This window comes from Janthinobacterium sp. EB271-G4-3-2 (assembly GCF_020858035.1).
In the GTDB taxonomy this organism is placed as follows: domain Bacteria; phylum Pseudomonadota; class Gammaproteobacteria; order Burkholderiales; family Burkholderiaceae_D; genus Janthinobacterium; species Janthinobacterium aestuarii.
In genome coordinates this window covers 29,559-47,670 of the sequence record NZ_JACYMG010000008.1, presented here as the reverse complement: position 1 = coordinate 47,670, position 18,112 = coordinate 29,559, and the positions used below count along the sequence as shown (strand labels likewise).

General features: G+C 63.2%; 18 protein-coding genes and 1 tRNA gene. 5 read left to right on the top strand and 14 right to left on the bottom strand.

The features are described 5' to 3' along the window. The first annotated feature begins 2 nt into the window (after nucleotides 1-2). Nucleotides 3-644, top strand: coding sequence for an AIM24 family protein (locus IGS55_RS17405; protein WP_034753503.1), 642 nt, complete (start codon nucleotides 3-5; stop codon nucleotides 642-644). Nucleotides 645-647: 3 nt separating this feature from the next. Then, the gene (locus IGS55_RS17400; RefSeq protein WP_034753505.1) at nucleotides 648-1,385 is read left to right on the top strand and encodes an AIM24 family protein; all 738 of its coding nucleotides are present in this window, start codon (nucleotides 648-650) and stop codon (nucleotides 1,383-1,385) included. Nucleotide 1,386: 1 nt separating this feature from the next. Here the strand turns inward: IGS55_RS17400 and IGS55_RS17395 are convergent, their stop codons facing one another. Beyond that, nucleotides 1,387-2,187 (bottom strand): enoyl-CoA hydratase, encoded by an 801-nt coding sequence (locus IGS55_RS17395; RefSeq protein WP_230516644.1) that lies wholly within the window; start codon nucleotides 2,185-2,187, stop codon nucleotides 1,387-1,389. A 42-nt stretch (nucleotides 2,188-2,229) separates the two neighbouring features. Continuing rightward, nucleotides 2,230-2,859 carry a head GIN domain-containing protein gene (locus IGS55_RS17390; RefSeq protein ID WP_128141199.1) on the bottom strand — a complete coding sequence of 210 codons (630 nt, stop codon included), beginning with the start codon at nucleotides 2,857-2,859 and terminating at the stop codon, nucleotides 2,230-2,232. A gap of 175 nt (nucleotides 2,860-3,034) precedes the next feature. Between IGS55_RS17390 and IGS55_RS17385 the strand changes: the two genes are divergently transcribed. After that, nucleotides 3,035-3,592: a flavin reductase family protein gene (locus IGS55_RS17385; protein ID WP_034753508.1), complete on the top strand. Its 558-nt coding sequence runs from the start codon at nucleotides 3,035-3,037 to the stop codon at nucleotides 3,590-3,592. Nucleotides 3,593-3,642: 50 nt separating this feature from the next. On the opposite strand, the gene gdhA is transcribed toward IGS55_RS17385, so the two are convergent. The 10 genes from gdhA to IGS55_RS17335 form a co-directional block, all read right to left on the bottom strand. Beyond that, the gene (gene gdhA, locus IGS55_RS17380; RefSeq protein ID WP_230516643.1) at nucleotides 3,643-4,986 is read right to left on the bottom strand and encodes an NADP-specific glutamate dehydrogenase; all 1,344 of its coding nucleotides are present in this window, start codon (nucleotides 4,984-4,986) and stop codon (nucleotides 3,643-3,645) included. Nucleotides 4,987-5,197: 211 nt separating this feature from the next. Then, on the bottom strand, nucleotides 5,198-6,445 hold the full coding sequence (locus tag IGS55_RS17375; protein ID WP_230516642.1) for a DUF819 family protein: 1,248 nt from the start codon (nucleotides 6,443-6,445) through the stop codon (nucleotides 5,198-5,200). Nucleotides 6,446-6,628: 183 nt separating this feature from the next. Next, complete coding sequence (gene trhP / locus IGS55_RS17370) at nucleotides 6,629-7,990, bottom strand: prephenate-dependent tRNA uridine(34) hydroxylase TrhP (RefSeq protein WP_230516641.1); 1,362 nt, start codon at nucleotides 7,988-7,990, stop codon at nucleotides 6,629-6,631. Between the two features lie 175 nt (nucleotides 7,991-8,165). Further along, nucleotides 8,166-8,411 (bottom strand): DUF1059 domain-containing protein, encoded by a 246-nt coding sequence (locus tag IGS55_RS17365; protein ID WP_230516640.1) that lies wholly within the window; start codon nucleotides 8,409-8,411, stop codon nucleotides 8,166-8,168. Between the two features lie 66 nt (nucleotides 8,412-8,477). Beyond that, entirely contained in the window at nucleotides 8,478-10,832 is a 2,355-nt protein-coding gene (locus IGS55_RS17360) for an acyl-CoA dehydrogenase (protein WP_230516639.1), read from the bottom strand. Nucleotides 10,833-10,955: 123 nt separating this feature from the next. Beyond that, a complete protein-coding gene (locus IGS55_RS27905) occupies nucleotides 10,956-11,288 on the bottom strand; it encodes a collagen-like protein (RefSeq protein WP_268991886.1) in 333 nt (110 codons plus the stop codon). Between the two features lie 392 nt (nucleotides 11,289-11,680). Then, on the bottom strand, nucleotides 11,681-11,902 hold the full coding sequence (locus tag IGS55_RS17350; protein WP_230516638.1) for a hypothetical protein: 222 nt from the start codon (nucleotides 11,900-11,902) through the stop codon (nucleotides 11,681-11,683). After that, nucleotides 11,899-12,330 carry a VOC family protein gene (locus IGS55_RS17345; RefSeq protein WP_230516637.1) on the bottom strand — a complete coding sequence of 144 codons (432 nt, stop codon included), beginning with the start codon at nucleotides 12,328-12,330 and terminating at the stop codon, nucleotides 11,899-11,901. Before IGS55_RS17345 ends, IGS55_RS17350 begins: the two co-directional genes overlap by 4 nt. Nucleotides 12,331-12,350: 20 nt before the next feature. Next, entirely contained in the window at nucleotides 12,351-12,803 is a 453-nt protein-coding gene (locus IGS55_RS17340) for a helix-turn-helix transcriptional regulator (protein WP_230516636.1), read from the bottom strand. A gap of 118 nt (nucleotides 12,804-12,921) precedes the next feature. Further along, nucleotides 12,922-12,997: transfer RNA gene (locus IGS55_RS17335), tRNA-Phe, on the bottom strand. Between the two features lie 119 nt (nucleotides 12,998-13,116). Between IGS55_RS17335 and IGS55_RS17330 the strand changes: the two genes are divergently transcribed. After that, entirely contained in the window at nucleotides 13,117-13,887 is a 771-nt protein-coding gene (locus tag IGS55_RS17330; RefSeq protein ID WP_230516635.1) for a hypothetical protein, read from the top strand. Between the two features lie 20 nt (nucleotides 13,888-13,907). On the opposite strand, the gene IGS55_RS17325 is transcribed toward IGS55_RS17330, so the two are convergent. Then, nucleotides 13,908-14,348: a hypothetical protein gene (locus tag IGS55_RS17325; protein ID WP_230516634.1), complete on the bottom strand. Its 441-nt coding sequence runs from the start codon at nucleotides 14,346-14,348 to the stop codon at nucleotides 13,908-13,910. Between the two features lie 220 nt (nucleotides 14,349-14,568). On the opposite strand from IGS55_RS17325, the gene IGS55_RS17320 reads away from it, so the two are divergent. Beyond that, complete coding sequence (locus IGS55_RS17320; RefSeq protein ID WP_230516794.1) at nucleotides 14,569-15,552, top strand: cytochrome-c peroxidase; 984 nt, start codon at nucleotides 14,569-14,571, stop codon at nucleotides 15,550-15,552. A 119-nt stretch (nucleotides 15,553-15,671) separates the two neighbouring features. Here the strand turns inward: IGS55_RS17320 and IGS55_RS17315 are convergent, their stop codons facing one another. After that, nucleotides 15,672-18,071, bottom strand: coding sequence for a S9 family peptidase (locus tag IGS55_RS17315; RefSeq protein ID WP_230516633.1), 2,400 nt, complete (start codon nucleotides 18,069-18,071; stop codon nucleotides 15,672-15,674). Nucleotides 18,072-18,112: the final 41 nt, after the last annotated feature.

The window sequence follows — 18,112 nt, the reverse complement described above, 5'->3', positions numbered from 1 at the left end:
CGATGCCTGTCTATCAGCAGATCAATGAAAAGATGCTTGAGGTCAAACTCGGCAATGAAGAAGTGTTCGCGCGCAAGGGCGCCATGGTGTCGTACCAGGGCGACGTGGCGTTCAGCCGCTCCTTCCTGGCGGGCCAGGGCGTGCAAAGCCTGGCCATGCGCGCCGTCACGAACGAAGGCTACGCCATGATGTCGGCGCGTGGCACGGGCAGCGTGTTTTACGCGCAGGGCGGCCTGTTCGTCACCATCGTCCCCGTGCGCGGCGAAACGTTTTACGTGGAAAGCGATTCCCTGCTGGCCTTCGATGCGCGCCTGACGGCCGGCACCATGTTCCTCGGCAACCAGGGCGGCGTGCAGGGCGTGGTGCGCGGCATGGCCTCGGGCCAGGGCTTGTTTACCACCACCTTGCAAGGCACGGGCGATGTGGCGATTTTGTCCGACGGCAACGCCATCGGCTTGCCCGTCACGCCGGACGTGCCCGTGTTTGTCGACCCGCAAGCGTATATCGGCCACACGGGGCAGCTGAGCTCGACCATCGTCACGGACTTGAACTGGAAAACCTTTGTCGGCCAGGCGTCCGGCGAATCGTACCAGGTGAAGTTCACGGGCCAGGGCACGGTCTACATCCAAGCGAGCGAAAGGTAAGCCATGACGATTTACACTCCCGATACCTTGCCGAAGAACGATAACCTGAACCGTTTTTCGTATGTCATCGACGTCAAGGAACAGATCTTCATTCGCAAGGGCAAGATGATCGCCTTCTATGGCGAGCTGCGCTTCGAAGCCATGGGCAGCAGCGTGCTCGACTTGATCGTGCGCAATGCCTTCAATGCGCCGAAATACATCCACCACTTTGTCGTCGCGCAAGGGCAGGGCCAGTTGATCCTGGGCGACAACGGCAACGACCTGGCCTGCTACGACCTGGACAACGCCAACATGACCATCCGCGCGAAAAACCTGCTGGGTTTTACGAAGGATGTGATTTGCCAGGAATCGACCTTGCCCGGCTATCTGACCATGATAGGCACCGGCAAGGTGATCGCCTCGTCGAACGGCCCCGTGCATTTCCTGGAATTGCCGTGCCGCGTGGACGAGCAGGCCGTGCTGGGCTGGGCCGATTGCCCCAGCCCTTCCTACCACTACGATTATGCCCACGTGCAAGGCTGGGCCTCGGCCGCCGGCGCGCTCACGGGCTTTACCTTGTCGGGCGAGGAAAAGCAGATCGACTTCACGGGCGCCGGCACGGTGCTGGTGCAGTCATCCGAGCTGGACGTGACGGGCAGCTCGGCCCTGGCCAACCTGCTGGCGCAATTGCCGATGCTGGGCAAGGAAGACCTGGGTACCTTGAGTCTTTCCGTCCAGCAGCAGATGAAGCAGGAACGTTAAGCTACTTGACGGCCGCCCAGCTGGGCGGCCGTTTTTCCAGGAAGGCGGTGACGCCTTCGTCCGCATCCTCTTCCATCATATTGCGCGCCATCACGTCGCCCGCATACGCATACGCGTCGTCCAGCGACAGCTGGCGCTGCCGGTAGAACATGGCCTTGCCGTAGCGGATAGCCGTCGGGCTTTTCGCCATGATCTGCCGCGCCAGGCGCGCCACGGCCTCGTCGAGCGCCGCGTCGGCCACCGTCTCATTGATCAAGCCCCAGTCGGCGGCCGTGTCGGCGTCGATGAAACGGCCCGTCACCAGCATGTCGAAGGCCCGCTTGGGCGACACATTGCGCGACAGGGCCACCGATGGCGTGGCGCAGAACAGGCCCACGTTGATGCCGGAGACGGCAAAGCGGGCCGATGCGCCCGCCACGGCCAGGTCGCAGCTGGCCACCAGCTGGCAGCCGGCCGCCGTGGCGATGCCGTGCACGCGGGCAATCACAGGCACGGGCAAGGTTTGAATGGCTTGCATCACGCGCGAGCATTGCGCGAACAGGGTTTGATAATACGCAAGCTGGCGCGTGGCCTGCATCTGGCGCAAATCGTGGCCCGCGCAAAAAGCCTTGCCTTCGGCGGCCAGCACCACGCAGCGCACGCGCGGCTGCTGCGCGATGGCATCGAACGCTTCCTGCAGCGCGGCCAGCATGGCTACCGACAGGGCATTGAATTGCAGGGGGCGGTTCAGCCGCAGGGTGACGAGGCCGCCCTCGTCCTCGCGCAGCACCAGCGGCGCTTCGGTATCATGTGTTGCGGTCATGCGGTCTCCAGTGGCCTGATGGCCTTGTTGTTCTAGGAAATCTTATTTGGCGGCATTGACGCTGCCGATGCCGGCGACCGACTTGTGCACGATCTTCGGCTTGCCGTAGTAGGTCAGTTCGCCCATGCCGCGCACCACGGCGTTCAGCTCGCCCGAGGAATACACCTTGACGGAGCCGATGCCTTCGAAATTCACATCGACGTTTTTCGCCAGCAAGGCTTTCGTATCGACTTCGCCCACGCCTTGCGCCTTCAGGCGCAGCCAGTCGACCTGGCCATCGGCGGCCAGGCGGCCCGCGCCCTTGTAGCTGATGTCGACTCTTGGACCATTGAGCTTGGTGAGGATCTTTTCGCCCGCGCCTTCCGCGATCAGCTTGCGCAAGGTGGGCATGGTGATGATGACCCGCGGGTCGCCCTCGGTCTTCTTGATGTCCTTGTCCTTCATGGAAATTTTCAGCTCGCCATCGACCACTTCCGTGATCACGCCGCTGAGGAATTTCTGGTCGCCGCGCAGCAGCAGGCTTTGCTCCTTGCCCGATTCCACTTCGATGCTGATGGGGCCGCGGATGTCGATGGCGTTGAAGGCGGCTACCGTGCGGGTTTGCTCGTCGGCATGCGCGAGGGTGGAGAGGCAGGCGAGGGACAGGACGGACAACAGGAACAGAGGACGCATGGCGGTTTCCTTGAGTAGTTGATCAGTGTATTCTATTGTGCAACATCTCGATTGGGGAGAAATTTGCGACGAACGGCACAAATCGCGGTGCGGATGACACGGCGCCGCCGGCCAGCCGCGCGCCCGGCAAGGCGCCATTGGTCTATGCTATGGCGTACCGCGTCCTGGAGAGCAGATGAAAAATTATCACAAAGAAGATTATCCCGTCGCCGATATCCGGCGCTTCCTCGAACCGGGGCCGGTGGTGCTCGTCAGTTCAACGTGGCAGGGCGAAAGCGACGTCATGACCATGGCCTGGCATATGCTGATGGAATTCACGCCATCGTTGCTCGGCTGCTTCATTTCCGACGCGAACCACAGCTATGAAATGATCAAGCGCAGCATGGAATGCGTGATCAACCTGCCCACGGCCGACATGGTCGACCAGGTCGTCGCCATCGGCAATTGCAGCGGCGAAGACACGGACAAGTTCACGGCCTTCGGCCTCACGCCCCAGCCCGCCGAGCTGGTGGGCGCACCCCTGATCGCCGAATGCTACGCCAACTTCGAATGCAAGCTGGCCCAGGTGGCGGGCAATCCGAAAGGCGGCTTCTTCATCTTCGAATGCGTGAAAGCCCACGTGGCCACCTCGCCCAAGCTGCCCGAAACGTTACATTACCGCGGCAACGGCGAGTTCATGGTGTCGGGCCGGACCATCAGCCGCAAGAGCTTGATGAAACCTGAAATGTCGTAGGTCGGATTAGCGCGGCTATGCCGCGCGTAATCCGACGACATTGTTGACGCTTAAATCACCCCTTGCGCCAACATGGCATCGGCCACTTTGACGAAACCGGCGATATTGGCGCCATCGACATAGCTGACCGTGCCATCGGCGCGCGTGCCGTATTGCTTGCACGCGGCGTGGATGCCTTGCATGATCTGCAGCAAACGCGCGTCGACTTCTTCGCGCGGCCAGGAAATTCGGGCCGCGTTCTGGCTCATTTCCAGGCCGGACGTGGCCACGCCGCCCGCATTGCTGGCCTTGCCCGGCGCGTACAGTACGCCGGCCGCTTCGAATGCCTTGGCTGCCTCGATGGTGGTGGGCATGTTGGCGCCTTCGGCCACGCATTGCACGCCATTGGCGATCAAGGTGCGCGCATCGTCGATATGCAATTCATTCTGCGTGGCGCAGGGCAGGGCGATGTCGACCGGCACATGCCATGGCGACACGCCGGCCTCGAAGCGCACGCCCGTGCGCGCGGCGTAGTCGCTGACCCTGCCATACAAATGGTTCTTGATTTCCATCAGGATGGCCAGCTTTTCCGGGGTAAAGCCTTCCTCGTCGATGACGGTGCCGCTCGAATCGGAGACGGTGATGACTTTCGCGCCCATGGCCATGGCTTTTTCCACCGCGTACTGCGCCACGTTGCCCGAGCCGGACACGGACACGCGCATGCCTTCGAACGAGCGGCCCCGCGTTTTCAGCATTTCCTGCGCAAAGTACACGGTGCCGTAGCCCGTCGCTTCCGGCCGCATCAGCGATCCGCCGAAACTGGCGCCCTTGCCCGTGAACACGCAGTCGGCGCGGTTGCTGAGCTTTTTCATCATGCCGGCCATATAACCGACTTCGCGCCCGCCCACGCCGATGTCGCCGGCCGGCACGTCCGTGTCCGAACCCACGTGGCGGAACAGTTCGCTCACGAAGGCCTGGCAGAAGCGCATCACTTCGCCCGGGCTCTTGCCCTTCGGATCGAAATCGGCGCCGCCCTTGCCGCCGCCCATCGGCAAGGTCGTCAGCGCATTCTTGAACGTCTGCTCGAAGGCGAGAAATTTCAGCACGGACAAGGTCACGGAAGGGTGGAAACGGATGCCGCCCTTGTACGGCCCGATGGCCATGCTGTGCTGGATGCGGTAGCCGCGGTTGACTTGCACTTGCCCGTGATCATCGACCCACGACACGCGGAACATCACCACGCGCTCCGGCTCGATCAAGCGTTCCAGCAAGCCTTGTTCCGCGTATTTCGGGTGCTGTTCCAGGAACGGCCACAAGCTCTCCATGACTTCGGTGACGGCTTGCAGAAACTCGGGTTGACCTGGATTGCGTGCGGCGACATGCTGGACATACTCGTGAGCAGATGCGTATTTCATCAGAATTCCATGGAGGTAATCGGTTATTTGGGCAACTATCATCGCAGATTTCGCACAAAAATGGTGCGAAAATTTGGTTTTGAGGGGTTTCTGCTACATTGTGGGGCGAATTTTCCCGCTGGCCGATGCGGAAAGACAGAGCGGTGACGAACTCACAAATGACAACGCCAACCCGAAGGTTGGCGTTGTCGTCAGTATGCTGCCAGGAGCATCACCCTGCCATGCCGCGCAGGATCAAGCCCGTGATGTAGGCGCCGTAAGTGCCCAGGGCGTAGCCGAGCACGGCCAGCAGCACGCCCACGGGGGCCAGGGCCGGGTGGAAGGCGCTGGCGATGACGGGAGCCGAGGCGGCGCCGCCGATGTTCGCTTGCGATCCCACGGCCATGAAGAACAGGGGCGCGCGGATCAGCTTGGCGACGAGTAGCATCAGGCCGCCATGCACGGCGATCCAGATCAGGCCCAGCAGGAACAGGAAAGGCTTGTCGAACAGGGCTTTCAAGTCCATGTGCATGCCGATGGTGGCCACCAGCACGTACAGCATGGCCGAGCCGATGGTCGAGGCGCCCGCGCCTTCCAGGCTGCGCGCGCGGGTAAAACTCAGCAGCAGGCCGAAGGTGGTGGCGAGCACGACGATCCAGAAGAAATTCGACGTCAGGCTGTAATCCTGCAGGCGCCATGCGGCCGGCAGGGTGGCGATCCAGCTGATGATGGGGCCGGCCAGGAAATGCGACAGGCCCGTCACGCCCAGGCCCACGCCGAGGATGATCATGATGTCGGTCAGGGTGGCGATGCGCGCGTGCTGGGCGCGGTAGCTTTCGATGCTGTCCTTGAGCGCATTGATGGCGGACAAATCAGCACCGGTCCAGCGGTCGAAGGCGCCCGCGCGGCCGGCCAGGAACAGCAGCACGGCCGTCCAGACGTTGGCCACCAGCACGTCGACGGCGACGAACTGGCCAAACAGCGTCGCATCCACTTCAAACACTTCCTTCATGGCCGCCTGGTTGGCGCCGCCGCCTATCCACGAACCGGCGACAGTCGTCATGCCGCGCCAGGTGTCGCCCGCCACCGTTTCCGGGTGGATCAAACGCAGCGCCTCGAACGAGACGAGGGCGCCCAGCATCACGCCCAGGGTGCCGGTCAGGAACATGATGATGGCCTTGGGACCGAGGCGGAGGATGCCGCCGAAATCGATGGCCACGCACAGCAGGACCAGCGCGCTGGGCAGCAGGTAATCGCGCGCCACGGCGTACAGGCCGGACGCGTTGCCGTCGATGATGCCAAACGTGTTCAGCAACGCCGGGATCAGATAGCACATCAGCAGGGACGGGATATACGTGTAGAACTTTTTCCAGAGGCCGTCTGGGCGGGAGGCGGTCCAGAAGACGGCCCCCAGGGTCATCGCGAGCAAGCCGAGGACGACGGCGTCATTGGTGATCAGGGCGGGTGTGGCAGGTGGCATCGGGGATTCCGGTGAACGTGTCAGGGACGCACGGGATGCCGATCAGGCCCCCGGGCGCGGGTGGCCGTATCGTATAGCAATGTTGAGGCCTAAACAAATTATTTAGGCCGTGCCAGTGGAAATTTTTCTTGCCAAATCAAACACTTGTGGATTGCTTCGCCTCCCTGCGCGCCAGACTGGCGGTTACAAATAGCGCGCCAGCAAGGCTTTGTCGAGGGCGCCGTCGAGTTCGATGCGCACGAAGTGGCCGCTGCCGGGCGCCACCTGGATCTCGCTGCCGTCATCGCTGAGCATGCGGGTAATGGTGAAGTCGCGGTTGCCGCCAGGATGCACGGCCTCGATGCGGTCGCCCACGGCGAAGCGGTTTTTCACTTCCACCCTGGCCCAGCCGTCCGCCACGCCCAGCACGTCGCCCACGTACTGGCTGCGATCCGCCTCGGACGCGCCGCGCATGTAGTTCTGGTGCGCCTGCGTATGGTGGCGCTGGTAAAAACCGTCCGTGTAGCCGCGGTTGGCCAGGCCTTGCAGCTGGCCCAGCAGGCTGATGTCGAAGGGACGGCCCGCCACGGCGTCATCGATGGCCTGGCGGTAGACTTGCGCCGTGCGCGCCGCGTAGTACAGCGACTTGGTGCGGCCCTCGACCTTGAGCGAATCGACGCCGATTTTCACCAGGCGCTCGATATGCTCGACGGCGCGCAAGTCCTTCGAATTCATGATGTAGGTGCCGTGCTCGTCTTCGAGGATCGGCATCAGCTGGCCCGGGCGCTGCGCTTCTTCAATCAGGTAGGGCCGGTCGGCCAGCGGGTGGCGCGGCTGCTGGTGCAGGGCGGAAAATGCATTGTTGTCGGCCTCGGCCAGCGCCTGGTGAAATTCCAGCGGCACCACCTGCATGCCGCCCAGGTCGCCGCTGGCGTCTTCGGACGCATTTTTCACCTTGTAATCCCAGCGGCATGAATTCGTGCACGTGCCCTGGTTCGGGTCGCGGTGGTTGAAATAGCCGGACAGCAGGCAGCGGCCCGAATAGGCGATGCACAGGGCGCCGTGGACGAAGACTTCCAACTCCATTTCCGGGCAGCGCTGGCGGATTTCCTCGATCTCGTCGAGCGACAGTTCGCGCGACAAGATCACGCGCGTCAGGCCCATGCGGTGCCAGAATTTCACGTCGGCCCAGTTGACGGCATTCGCCTGCACCGATAAGTGCACGGGAATCTCCGGCCACTTGTCGCGCACCATCATGATCAGGCCCGGGTCGGCCATGATCAGCGCGTCCGGACGCATGGCGATCACCGGTTCCATGTCGCGCAAATACGTTTTCAGCTTGGCGTTGTGGGCGAAGATATTGCTGGCGACAAAGAACTGCTTGCCGCGCGCATGGGCGCCATCGATGCCTTCCTGCAAGGCTTGCAGGGTCGAAAAATCGTTATTGCGCACGCGCAAGCTGTAGCGCGGCTGGCCCGCGTAGACGGCGTCGGCGCCGAAGTCGAAGGCGGCATGCATCTTGGCCAGGGAGCCGGCAGGCAGGAGGAGTTCGGGAGCGTGGCGCATGGGGGATGGGCAAAGCCGGCGATCTTATGCTGGCTGGCCGCATATTGCATTGCCTTGGGTCAAGGGATTGGCATACGCCGCAAGGTGCTCAGACGTCAGGCGTTCAAGCCTGTGTGTCCCTGGTGCCGCTCGTGCTGGGCTTGCGCTTTCAGAAACCGGCGCAAGCCCTGGCAGGCTAGTGCGCGTGCGCGGCCCCGCTGTTGCCGGCCTGTCCCGTCATGGGCAGGTGTTCGGGCGGCATGCCGTCCTTGAACAGTTGACGCAATTGCTGGCGCAGTTCCGGCGTGTCGTGGTGATGGTGTACCGAGACCGCGTGCTCCACGGCAATACCCAATAGCTCTTCCTCGCTGTCGGCCGAGATGGCCACCGAACAATGCGTGTCGCTTGGGAATTCCCGGCAATCGATGAATTTGCGCGTCATGATCGACTCCTTTCCGAAAAGAGCGGGCACAGCACCCGCTCAATTCAGTATAGGCCGCAATCCGGCTCAGGCTGCGCGGCTGTTGATATCGGCCCCGTGCGCCTGCAAGTGTGTTGGTTGCGCCGCAGCGGGCGCAAAATCGTCGACCTGTATCAAGCCGTCGACCAGGCGCGCATAGTCCAGCAAGGTATTGTGCTCCTGGCAGTTGACGGTGCCCGTCGCCTTGGCCGTCGCCAGCCACTGCTGCATGGCGGACAGGCTTTGCGGCAGGTGCCGCAGGGCCGCGCCTTCGGGCGTGTCCTTCAGGCGTTTTTCGATGTGCAGAACGTCGGGCAGCAGCGCCAGGGCCCGCTCGGCGCAGGCCACGGGATCGCTGGTATCGATGGCCACATAACCGTCGGCCAGCAGGCGTTCGCGGTCGGCGCCCGGCGTTTGCAGGGCCAGCGCCACCTCGCTGCCCAATTCGTCGGATGGCGGACGATGGGGCTGGCCGAACGGGAACAGCAAGGTGCGCAGCAGCACGGCCAGCACGCGCGCGGGGAAATTGTCCAGCACGCCCGTCAAACCCTGCTGCGCCTTGACCAGCGCATCTTGCAGCGACCAGTGCACGTAGGGCAGGTCGGCCTCGGGACGGCCATCGTCCTCGTAGCGCTTCAGCACGGACGACGCCAGGTACAGCTGCGCCAGCACGTCGCCCAGGCGGGCGGACAACCGCTCGCGGCGCTTGAGTTCGCCACCGAGCACGAACATCGACATATCCGTCATGACGGCAAACGCCGTCGACAGCCGCGTCAGCGCGCGGTAGTAGGGCGCCAGTGCGGGCGCGCCGGCATCGGGCACGGCCGCCAGGCGCGCGCCGCCCAGTCCGTACCACAAGCCCCTGGCCAGGTTGCCCAGCACAAAGCCCACGTGGCCAAAGAAGGCCGCATCGAAATCGCGCAGTGCCTTGCGGCCGTCGCTTTCGTTGACGGCGGCCATTTCCCTGAGCACATACGGGTGCGCGCGGATGGCGCCCTGGCCGAAGATGATCAGGCTGCGCGTGAGGATGTTGGCGCCTTCGACCGTGATGGCGATGGGGATTTGCTGGTAGGCGCTGGCGAGGAAATTGTTGGGGCCGATGCAGATGCCTTTGCCGCCGAGAATGTCCATGCCGTCGTTGACGAGCGCGCGGCCCCGTTCCGTGACGTGGTATTTGACGATGGCGGAAATGACGGCCGGTTTCTCGCCCAGGTCGACGGCGTGCGCGGCCAGGGTGCGCGCCGCGTCCATCAGGTACAGGTTGGCGCCCATGCGGGCCAGCGCTTCCTGCACGCCTTCGAACTTGCCGATTGGCATGTTGAACTGGCGCCGCACGGCCGCATACGCGCCGGTGCCGCGCACGGCCATCTTGCCCATGCCCACGCTGGACGAGGGCAGCGAAATGGCGCGCCCGGCCGCGAGGCACTCCATCAGCATGCGCCAGCCTTTGCCCACTTGCGCCTGGCCGCCGATGACCCAGTCGACGGGGATGAAGACATCGTTGCCCGACGTGGGGCCGTTCTGGAAGGCGGCGTTCAATGGGTGATGGCGCCGGCCGATCACGACGCCGTCGTGGCTGGCGGGGATCAGGGCGCAAGTGATGCCCGGCGCATCGTTGTCGGACAGCAGATGCTCGGGGTCGCTGGTCTGGAACGCCAGCCCCAGCAAGGTCGCCACGGGCGCCAGAGTGATGTAGCGCTTGTTCCAGCTGAGGCGGAAACCCAGGGTCGATCTTCCCTCATGCATGCCCATGCACACGACGCCCAAGTCGGGGATGGCGGCCGCGTCGGAACCCGCATACGGACTGGTCAGGGCAAAGCAGGGAATCTCGGTGCCGTTGGCCAATCGCGGCAGGTAATGGTTTTTCTGTTCCTCGGTGCCGTAGTGCAGCAGCAGTTCGGCCGGTCCCAGCGAGTTGGGCACCATCACGGTCACGGCCAGTGCCGAGCAGCGGCTCGACAGTTTCATCACCACCTGCGAATGCATGTAGGCGGAGAACTGCTTGCCGCCGTATTGTCTGGGAATGATCATGCCGAGGAAACCCTGGCTTTTCATGTAGGCCCAGGCTTGCGTTGGCAAGTCCTGCGCCTGCTGCGTTTCCCAGTCGTCGACCAGTTCGCACAGCCGCTCGACATCGTGATCGAGAAAATGGCGCTCCTCGGCCGTGAGCGAGGCGCGTCCATAGCCCAGCAGCTTGGGCCAGTCGGGCTTGCCGGAAAACAGGTCCGCATCCCACCACGTGGTGCCGGCTTCGAGCGCGTCGCGCTCCGTGTCGGACATCGTCGGCAGGATGCGCTTGAACAGGGCCAGCAGGTGCGGCGTAATCAGGGCGCGGCGCACGGGGCCGGGCGCGAACAGTACAACCAGGCCCAGCAGGGCCACCATCAGTATGAGCGTCAGCATGCGATATCTCCCTGTTAGATGACAACAGGATAGGCCGAGATGGCGAATGTTACTGTGCGGTACAGCGCATACGCACAACGCCAACCGGATGGGTTGGCGTTGTGGTGTGTGGCGTGAGGCGTATTAGCGTTGCGGAACGACAATCACCGTGTCGCCCGTCTTGCCCTTGGCACCGTCGTCGCCCTTGGCGCCATCGTTGCCTTGTGCACCCGTAGCGCCCTTGGCGCCATCGTATCCGGCGGCACCGCTGTCGCCGGTCTGGCCCGTGGCGCCGGTGGCACCGGTCGCGCCGGCAGGCGCTTCAGCACCCGTGGCACCCGTGGCGCCGGCAGGGCCAGGCGCGCCGGCAGGGCCGGGAACGACTTGGACGACGGTAGGCGCAGGTGGCGCTTCGCGCTGGCAAGCGCTCAGGGCGAGGGTAGAGGCGAGCGCGAGCAATATCAAGGTAGGTTTCATGATGCATCCTTTGGCAGTGAGCCGTAATGTACGGAACGGCTCGACGGCGTCGGGCGCGAGTTTCGCATGGCGGTGTGGCGGGGAGAGCTGACCAGGTGGCCGTTGCGCCGTGTCGCGCAGGGCGCTGGCGGCGGGAAGGGATGTGGTCTGCCTGCATCATGTACTCTTGGGCGGCTGCAGTCCGTTCGTTTGCGTACACAGTGGCGGGCAGGATGAGATTTTGTGCAAAAGAAAACAAGAACGCCACCAGGAAGTGGCGTTTTTGATAATCCTTGCTGAATTCCTGGTGGTCCGGGGCGACTCGAAGCTCCGGCACAAGGATGTTCAACAAGCGCCTTGCGTCCGGCAATCGCCAGGCCGTGCCGTCAAGCGGCGCCGGTGTGCTTGCCTGGTCAGGCGCGTGGCCTGCTGCGCCGCCTGGCCGCATGCGGCAGCGCGAACAGGTACAGGCCGGAAATTAGCATGAGAAAGAGCGGGGGCAGCGGCGAGTACGTGATCCATGGCGACGGCTCGGCCTGATCCATGGCCCTTGCCGCAAAGTTGGCAATCACAGTCACGGTGAAAACGATGGATAGCCAGCGGTGGCTTTGCCGAATCGAATGGCTCCAGTTCATGACGTTTTCCGCGAATGCGACTTGGTTGCGGCCCCGATCATTTTCCAGCCATTGCCTGACGGGTCGCGAAAGCCGGCATCCACCTGTCCGTAGCGGTCCACGGGCTCCTGCGTGAATTCAACGCCGCACTTGCTCAGACGTTCGTATTCTGCACGGCAGTCGTCGACCAGGAGCACCAGTGGCGGCATGGCTCCCTTCGCTACGATCTCATGCAGTGCCTGCGCGGTTGCCACGTCATGTATCGGCGGTCCGGGGATGAACAAGCCGAGCTGGAACGATGGCTGCTCCGCATGCTGGACCGTCAGCCAGCGGTAATCGCCGTTTCGGACGTCGGTGTGGACGCGGAATCCCAATTTGTCGACGTAGAACGCAAGCGCTTCATCCTGATCGCGCACATACAGACCGACGACATTGACACTGTGAGTCATATTAGCTCCTTGGATTGAAGCTACAGTTTGCCAGTTGCTTTCCTGCGCCGCTTCTCCAAAACTGCGGTATTCAGGTTGGGCCGCCGGGCATTGCGCATGACGCACTCGGGGATATGCGCCGCCAGGTGAGGAACTGCCCGCTCACGCGTTCGAAGCTCGCCCGGGCTTGCGCCGGTGATGTCACGGAAGATGCGCCCAAAGGTGCCAAGACTGGCCCACCCCGTTTGAAGCGCGATCTCCGTAATGGGCAGATCGGTATCGCGCAGCAGTGCTGTGGCCCGTTCGATACGACGGGTAAGCAAGTAGCGATGGGGCGGTACGCCGAAGGCCTTCTTGAATTCGCGCGCGAAGTAGGCCACCGAGACGGCGCTCACTTGCGCCAGGCGGTGGACGGGCCAATCCTCGTGGGGAGCGCCGTCCATCTTGTCTTTCGCACGCAACAATCGCCGCAATAGCAGGGGACTCTGACCCATTCTATCCTCGCGCCAAACATGGAGCGCCACCAGGAGCGCAATGAACCGATACACGGACTCCCGGCCGCAAACGAAAACGCCAACCTGCGAGGGTTGGCGTTTTGTCACAACGAATTCTTGGTGGCCCGGGGCGGAATCGAACCACCGACACAAGGATTTTCAATCCTCTGCTCTACCGACTGAGCTACCAGGCCAAGGCGGCGAATTATAGCAGAAAGACTTTCTACCTGACCAGAGCTAGCTGTGTTCAAATGCAACAGATGGCCAAAACATGGTGTTTTGGCATCCTTGTATGACCTGAAGGGATGTGGCGATGCAGCGACGTATTGGAGTGCAGGGCCTGGCGGTGGCGGGCTTGTTCAGTTTGTTTTGCGGCGCGGTGCGGGCCGATGGGTTGGCCGATTTGAATGCGGCGCTGGCCCGATTGCAGGGCCAGATGCCGATCAAGGCGCAGGTGGAATCGAAAAGCTGGCGCCGTGAGGGCGAGGGCAAGGCGGCGGAAGAGGATAGCGGCCAGGCGACAGTCACCGTCGAAGGCGGGCCGGCGGGCTTGCAAGTGCTCTACGGCAAGGATTTGCTGGCGAAAGTGGAGGCCGAGCAGCGCACCAGGGTGAAAGATCCGAAGGTGAAGACGCCGATCGGCTTTGCGCTGGGAGAAATGAAAGCGACGGAGCTGCGCTCCATGGTGTCGGCGGCGGACGCCTTGTCGCGCGAGATCGAGGAAGCCGTGTTCAGCAGTGAAAAGGTGGATAGCTACAAGGGCAAGCCGGCGCGTCTGCTCAGCTTTACTTTATCGCTCGACAAGGTGCCTGAGAAAGACCGCAAGTATGTGAAGAAGTTCGAAGGCGGCATCGAGGTGTGGATCGCCGCTGACGGCACGCCGCTGGCCAGCCATTTCCACTTTGACGTGAGCGGGCGCGCCTTTGTCGTCGTCAGCTTTACGCAAAAGTCGGACGAGACGCGCCAGTATGGCGTCAGCGGCGACCATTTATTGTTGCTGCGCAAGGAGAGCAAGAACACCACCTCGGGCGCGGGCGAGAGGGTGGAGAGCAAGATCGTCAAGACCCTGCAATTGCAGTCCTGACGTGTTGCCGAATCATTTCATTACATGGCGGCGCTGCCGCCCATGGCGCTCTTTTGCAGCACGCAGCGTCCCGCTTCGCAGGTGGCGCCCGGGTCCGTGACGATGGAGCAGGTCGACATCATGCCGTCCGCTTGCTGCTGCTTGCGGCTCGCTTCGGCTTGCGCCTGGGCCAGTGCCTTGAGTTTCTTGCCGTCATTGCCCTTGCTGGACCAGGCCAGGTAGCGCTCGGGGCCGCCGCAAGCCTTGGCGCCGATGGCGATGGTCTGACATTGCTGGGTGGAATCGCAGGCGGCGGTGCCCACTTCCGCCTGGATTTGCGCCAGCAAGCCGGCATTGCCGGGGGCGGGCGGCGCATCATCTTGCGTGGGGGCACTGCCGCAGGCGCTGGCGGCCAGCAGCAGGAAGCTGGCGCACGTGGCGCGCAGCAGTGGCAACAGGGTTGGGTAGGTAGGCGTTTGCATGCCCTTATCATGTGCCACGCTTGCGTAAATGGCAAGCGCGATTCGCACTTGGCCAGAACCTTGATCCCGGTCATTTTCATTGCCAACCCGTCAAAGTTAATATAAATCAACATCCAATCAGCGATGTACGGGTGGCGACCGGGCCGGCGCGCTGCATTCCCGCGCTGGCGCGCGCCGCCGATTCGGGAATGTTTCCAGGAGATAGACTATGCGCCGCACCATGTCCCCCTTCCTCTTCATCGCCAGCCTCGCTCTCAGTGGCGCGTTGCACGCCGCCAGCAAGGAGCCGATCCAGCCCATCACTGCCGCCAAGGTGGCCAATCCAGCGATGGTCGAGCTGGGCAAGAAACTGTTTTTCGACCCGCGCCTGTCGCGCTCGGGCTTTATTTCCTGCAACAGCTGCCATAACCTCAGCATGGGCGGCACGGACAATATCAAGACCTCGATCGGCCACAACTGGCAGCGCGGGCCCATCAATTCGCCCACCGTGCTCAATGCCAGCTTGAACGTGGCGCAATTCTGGGATGGCCGCGCCAAGGATTTGCAGGAGCAGGCGGGCGGACCCATCGCTAATCCCGGCGAGATGGCTTTTACGCACGAGCTGGCCATTGACGTGCTGGCCTCGATACCCGCCTACCGCGCGGAATTCAGGCAAGTGTTTGGCCAGGACAAGCTGACCATCGAGCAAGTGACGCGCGCAATCGCCGCCTTCGAGGAAGTGCTGGTGACGCCCGGTGCGCGTTTCGACCAGTGGCTGTCGGGCAAGAAAAGCGCGCTGACGAAAGACGAGCTGGCCGGCTACCAGCTGTTCAAATCGAGCGGCTGCATCGCCTGCCATAACGGTCCCGCCGTGGGCGGCAACACTTTCCAGAAGATGGGCGTGGTGGAGCCGTATAAAACGGCGATGACGGCGCAAGGGCGCTCGGCCGTGACGGGCAAGGATGCGGACCGTTTCAACTTCAAGGTACCGACCCTGCGCAACGTGGAGCTGACGTACCCCTACTTCCACGATGGCGAAGCGGCCACCCTGACGCAGGCCGTCGATGTGATGGGCCGTTTGCAGCTGGGCCGCACGTTTACGCCCGACGAAAACGCCAAACTGGTGGCCTTCCTGAAAACCCTGACGGGCAAGCAGCCGCACCTCGTGCTGCCGATCTTGCCGCCATCGAGCGATACGACGCCGCGGCCGGTGCCGTTTGACTGAGTGCTTGTGGTGGGTGTGGTGTCGGATTACGCCCTTGCGGGCTAATCCGACCTACACCTGAGCGAGTAGGTCGGATTAGCGGCGCAGCCGCGTAATCCGACATTTTTTGTTGATATCGCTTATTTCAACGTACGATTGAACAGCTGATAGATACGGCGGTACTGGTCATACCACGCTTCCGGCTGCACGAAGCCGTGGCGCTCCATCGGATAGCTGGCCATTTCCCAGTTATCCTTTTTCAGTTCGATCAAGCGCTGCGACAGGCGCACGGAGTCCTGGTAAAACACGTTGTCGTCGATCATGCCGTGGGCGATCAAGAGGTTGCCCGTCAGCTTGTCCGCGTATTCGATCGGCGACGAGATTTTATACGCTTGCGTATCGACGTCCGGCGTGTTCAGGATGTTGGCCGTGTACTCGTGGTTGTAAGTGGTCCAGTCCGTCACGGGACGCAGGGCGGCGCCCGACTTGAAGACGTCCGGCGCGCGCATCAGGGCCATCAGGCTCATGAAACCGCCATAGCTGCCGCCATAGATGCCCACGTTCTTGATGTCGCCCTGGTGCTGGGCTGCCAGCCAGTTGGCGCCATCGATGAAATCTTCCAGTTCCGGGTGGCCCATCTGGCGGTAGATGGCCGTGCGCCAGGCGCTGCCGTAGCCGAGCGAGGCGCGGTAGTCGACGTCGAGCACGATATAGCCTTGCTCGACCAGCAGGTTGTGGAACATCTGTTCGCGGAAGTACACGGGATAGCGCTCGGTCACATTCTGCAGGTAGCCGGCGCCGTGCGCGAACATGACGATCGGATAGCGCTTGCCCGCTTCCAGCTGCTTTGGCCGGTACAGCTTGGCCCAGATCGGTGCCGCGCCATGCGTGGACGGCACTTGCACCAGTTCCGGCATGACCCAGTTGCGCGCCTTGAAGGCGTCGCTGCGCGTATCGGTGAGGATAGTCGCCTTGCCGCCAGAGATAGAAACGGTGGCCAGCTGGGCCGGCATATAGCTGCTCGAATAGCGCAGCAGCAGCTTGCCGTTGTCGGGCGACAGGCCGAAGTTTTCCACGCCTTTCAAACTGGTGACTTCGCGCGCGCCGCCATCCTTGGCCGTGCTGGCGCACACTTCATACGTGCCTGGCGCCTGTCGGTTGCATAAAAAATAGGCGTTCTTGCCGTCACGGCTCCATTCGACGGCGCTCACTTCCCACTGGCCGCTGGTCAGCGCGCGCGCCGGGGCCGCGCCCTGTTTCGTGTACAGGTGGGCGTAGCCGCTTTCCTCGGACAGATACCACAAGGTCGTGTTGTCTGGCAGCCAGCCGAATTCCTCGGCGCGGCGGTTGACCCAGGCCGTGTCGCTGATGCGGTGCGCCGGCACGAGGGCGCCGTTGGCCAGGTCGACGGTGGCGAGCCAGCCGTCCTTGTTGTCGATGGCGCGGATGCGCACGGCGGCCTTGCCGCCGTCATCGGTCCAGGCGATGCCATCGCGCTGGGCGTCGATGCGCACGGGGCGGTTGCCTTTCAGGGGCGGCAGCTTCTGTTCGGCGCGCAAGGCTGCCAGCGGGTCGGTGGCGATGCCGGGCAGGCTGTCAAAGGCGATCTCGCTTACCTGGCCCGTGCGCAGGTTCGCCAGTTTCAGGCTTTGCGCGATCGGCATGTTGCGGCCCACGCGCGTGCGCTCGTCGTCCGCTTCCGGATAGCCCGTTTCCGTGACGTAGCGGGCCAGTTTGCCCAGCTTGCCCTTTTCGGCGGCCTTGTCTTGCGTGACGAACAGCAGCCAGCGGCCGTCCGGCGACAGGGCGCTGCCGGAAATCGTCACTTTGTCGCCCAGGTAGATCGGTTCCGGCGCGCGCGTGGCGTCCAGGCGGCGCTCTTCATGGCGGCGTTCGCGGTTCGTGTCGCGGTCTTCCTTCTGGCGCGCCAGGTTGACGATCAGGCGCAGTTGCAGCTCGCGCAGGGCGTCCGCTTCCGGCTTGGCGTCCGGGTCCTTGGCCGCGCGCAGCAGGGCCACGGGGGCGCTCAGGCGATCAAGACGGTTCCAGCTGAACCAGTCGCTGCCGCTGCGGTACTGCACGGCGCCGCCGTCGGCGGAATACTGCGGGTCGCTGATGGCGGAGACGCCCCGCGTGATCTGGATCAAGGCGCCGTTTTTCAGGTCGCGCTCGAACAAGTCGCCGTTGCGCAGCAGGATGGCGCGCGTGCCGGCCCGGTTGACGACCATTTGCTGGCCATCGAGGTTGGCCAGCTGTGCATCGTCGACCTTCTTGCCGCTATTGAGTTTCGCATGCGCGCCCGATACTTGAAACGTGTCGCGCAGGGGCGAGCCGAGGCGCTTTTGCTTGTAGTAGAGCTGGCCATTCCAGCCCCACCATGCCGCTTCGACGGGTGTGCCGATCCAGTCGGGATCGGCCATGGCCTGGTCCAAGGTGATCGGCGTGGGCGCGATGGTGGTGGCGGTGGAGGAAGGGGCCGCATGCGCGGCGGGCAGCAAAGAGAGCAGCAGGAGCGGCAGCAGGGGAGGAACCAGACGCATCGGGGATCACTTTAATCAAAGGGGATGATGAAGGTACAGGC

Bases quoted from the DNA above. Each gene is read 5' to 3' on its own strand.
- IGS55_RS17405 (WP_034753503.1), top strand. From the start codon at position 3: ATGCCTGTCTATCAGCAGATCAATGAAAAGATGCTTGAGGTCAAACTC.
- IGS55_RS17400 (WP_034753505.1), top strand. From the start codon at position 648: ATGACGATTTACACTCCCGATACCTTGCCGAAGAACGATAACCTGAAC.
- IGS55_RS17395 (WP_230516644.1), bottom strand. From the start codon at position 2,187: ATGACCGCAACACATGATACCGAAGCGCCGCTGGTGCTGCGCGAGGAC.
- IGS55_RS17390 (WP_128141199.1), bottom strand. From the start codon at position 2,859: ATGCGTCCTCTGTTCCTGTTGTCCGTCCTGTCCCTCGCCTGCCTCTCC.
- IGS55_RS17385 (WP_034753508.1), top strand. From the start codon at position 3,035: ATGAAAAATTATCACAAAGAAGATTATCCCGTCGCCGATATCCGGCGC.
- gdhA (WP_230516643.1), bottom strand. From the start codon at position 4,986: ATGAAATACGCATCTGCTCACGAGTATGTCCAGCATGTCGCCGCACGC.
- IGS55_RS17375 (WP_230516642.1), bottom strand. From the start codon at position 6,445: ATGCCACCTGCCACACCCGCCCTGATCACCAATGACGCCGTCGTCCTC.
- trhP (WP_230516641.1), bottom strand. From the start codon at position 7,990: ATGCGCCACGCTCCCGAACTCCTCCTGCCTGCCGGCTCCCTGGCCAAG.
- IGS55_RS17365 (WP_230516640.1), bottom strand. From the start codon at position 8,411: ATGACGCGCAAATTCATCGATTGCCGGGAATTCCCAAGCGACACGCAT.
- IGS55_RS17360 (WP_230516639.1), bottom strand. From the start codon at position 10,832: ATGCTGACGCTCATACTGATGGTGGCCCTGCTGGGCCTGGTTGTACTG.
- IGS55_RS27905 (WP_268991886.1), bottom strand. From the start codon at position 11,288: ATGAAACCTACCTTGATATTGCTCGCGCTCGCCTCTACCCTCGCCCTG.
- IGS55_RS17350 (WP_230516638.1), bottom strand. From the start codon at position 11,902: ATGAACTGGAGCCATTCGATTCGGCAAAGCCACCGCTGGCTATCCATC.
- IGS55_RS17345 (WP_230516637.1), bottom strand. From the start codon at position 12,330: ATGACTCACAGTGTCAATGTCGTCGGTCTGTATGTGCGCGATCAGGAT.
- IGS55_RS17340 (WP_230516636.1), bottom strand. From the start codon at position 12,803: ATGGGTCAGAGTCCCCTGCTATTGCGGCGATTGTTGCGTGCGAAAGAC.
- IGS55_RS17330 (WP_230516635.1), top strand. From the start codon at position 13,117: ATGCAGCGACGTATTGGAGTGCAGGGCCTGGCGGTGGCGGGCTTGTTC.
- IGS55_RS17325 (WP_230516634.1), bottom strand. From the start codon at position 14,348: ATGCAAACGCCTACCTACCCAACCCTGTTGCCACTGCTGCGCGCCACG.
- IGS55_RS17320 (WP_230516794.1), top strand. From the start codon at position 14,569: ATGTCCCCCTTCCTCTTCATCGCCAGCCTCGCTCTCAGTGGCGCGTTG.
- IGS55_RS17315 (WP_230516633.1), bottom strand. From the start codon at position 18,071: ATGCGTCTGGTTCCTCCCCTGCTGCCGCTCCTGCTGCTCTCTTTGCTG.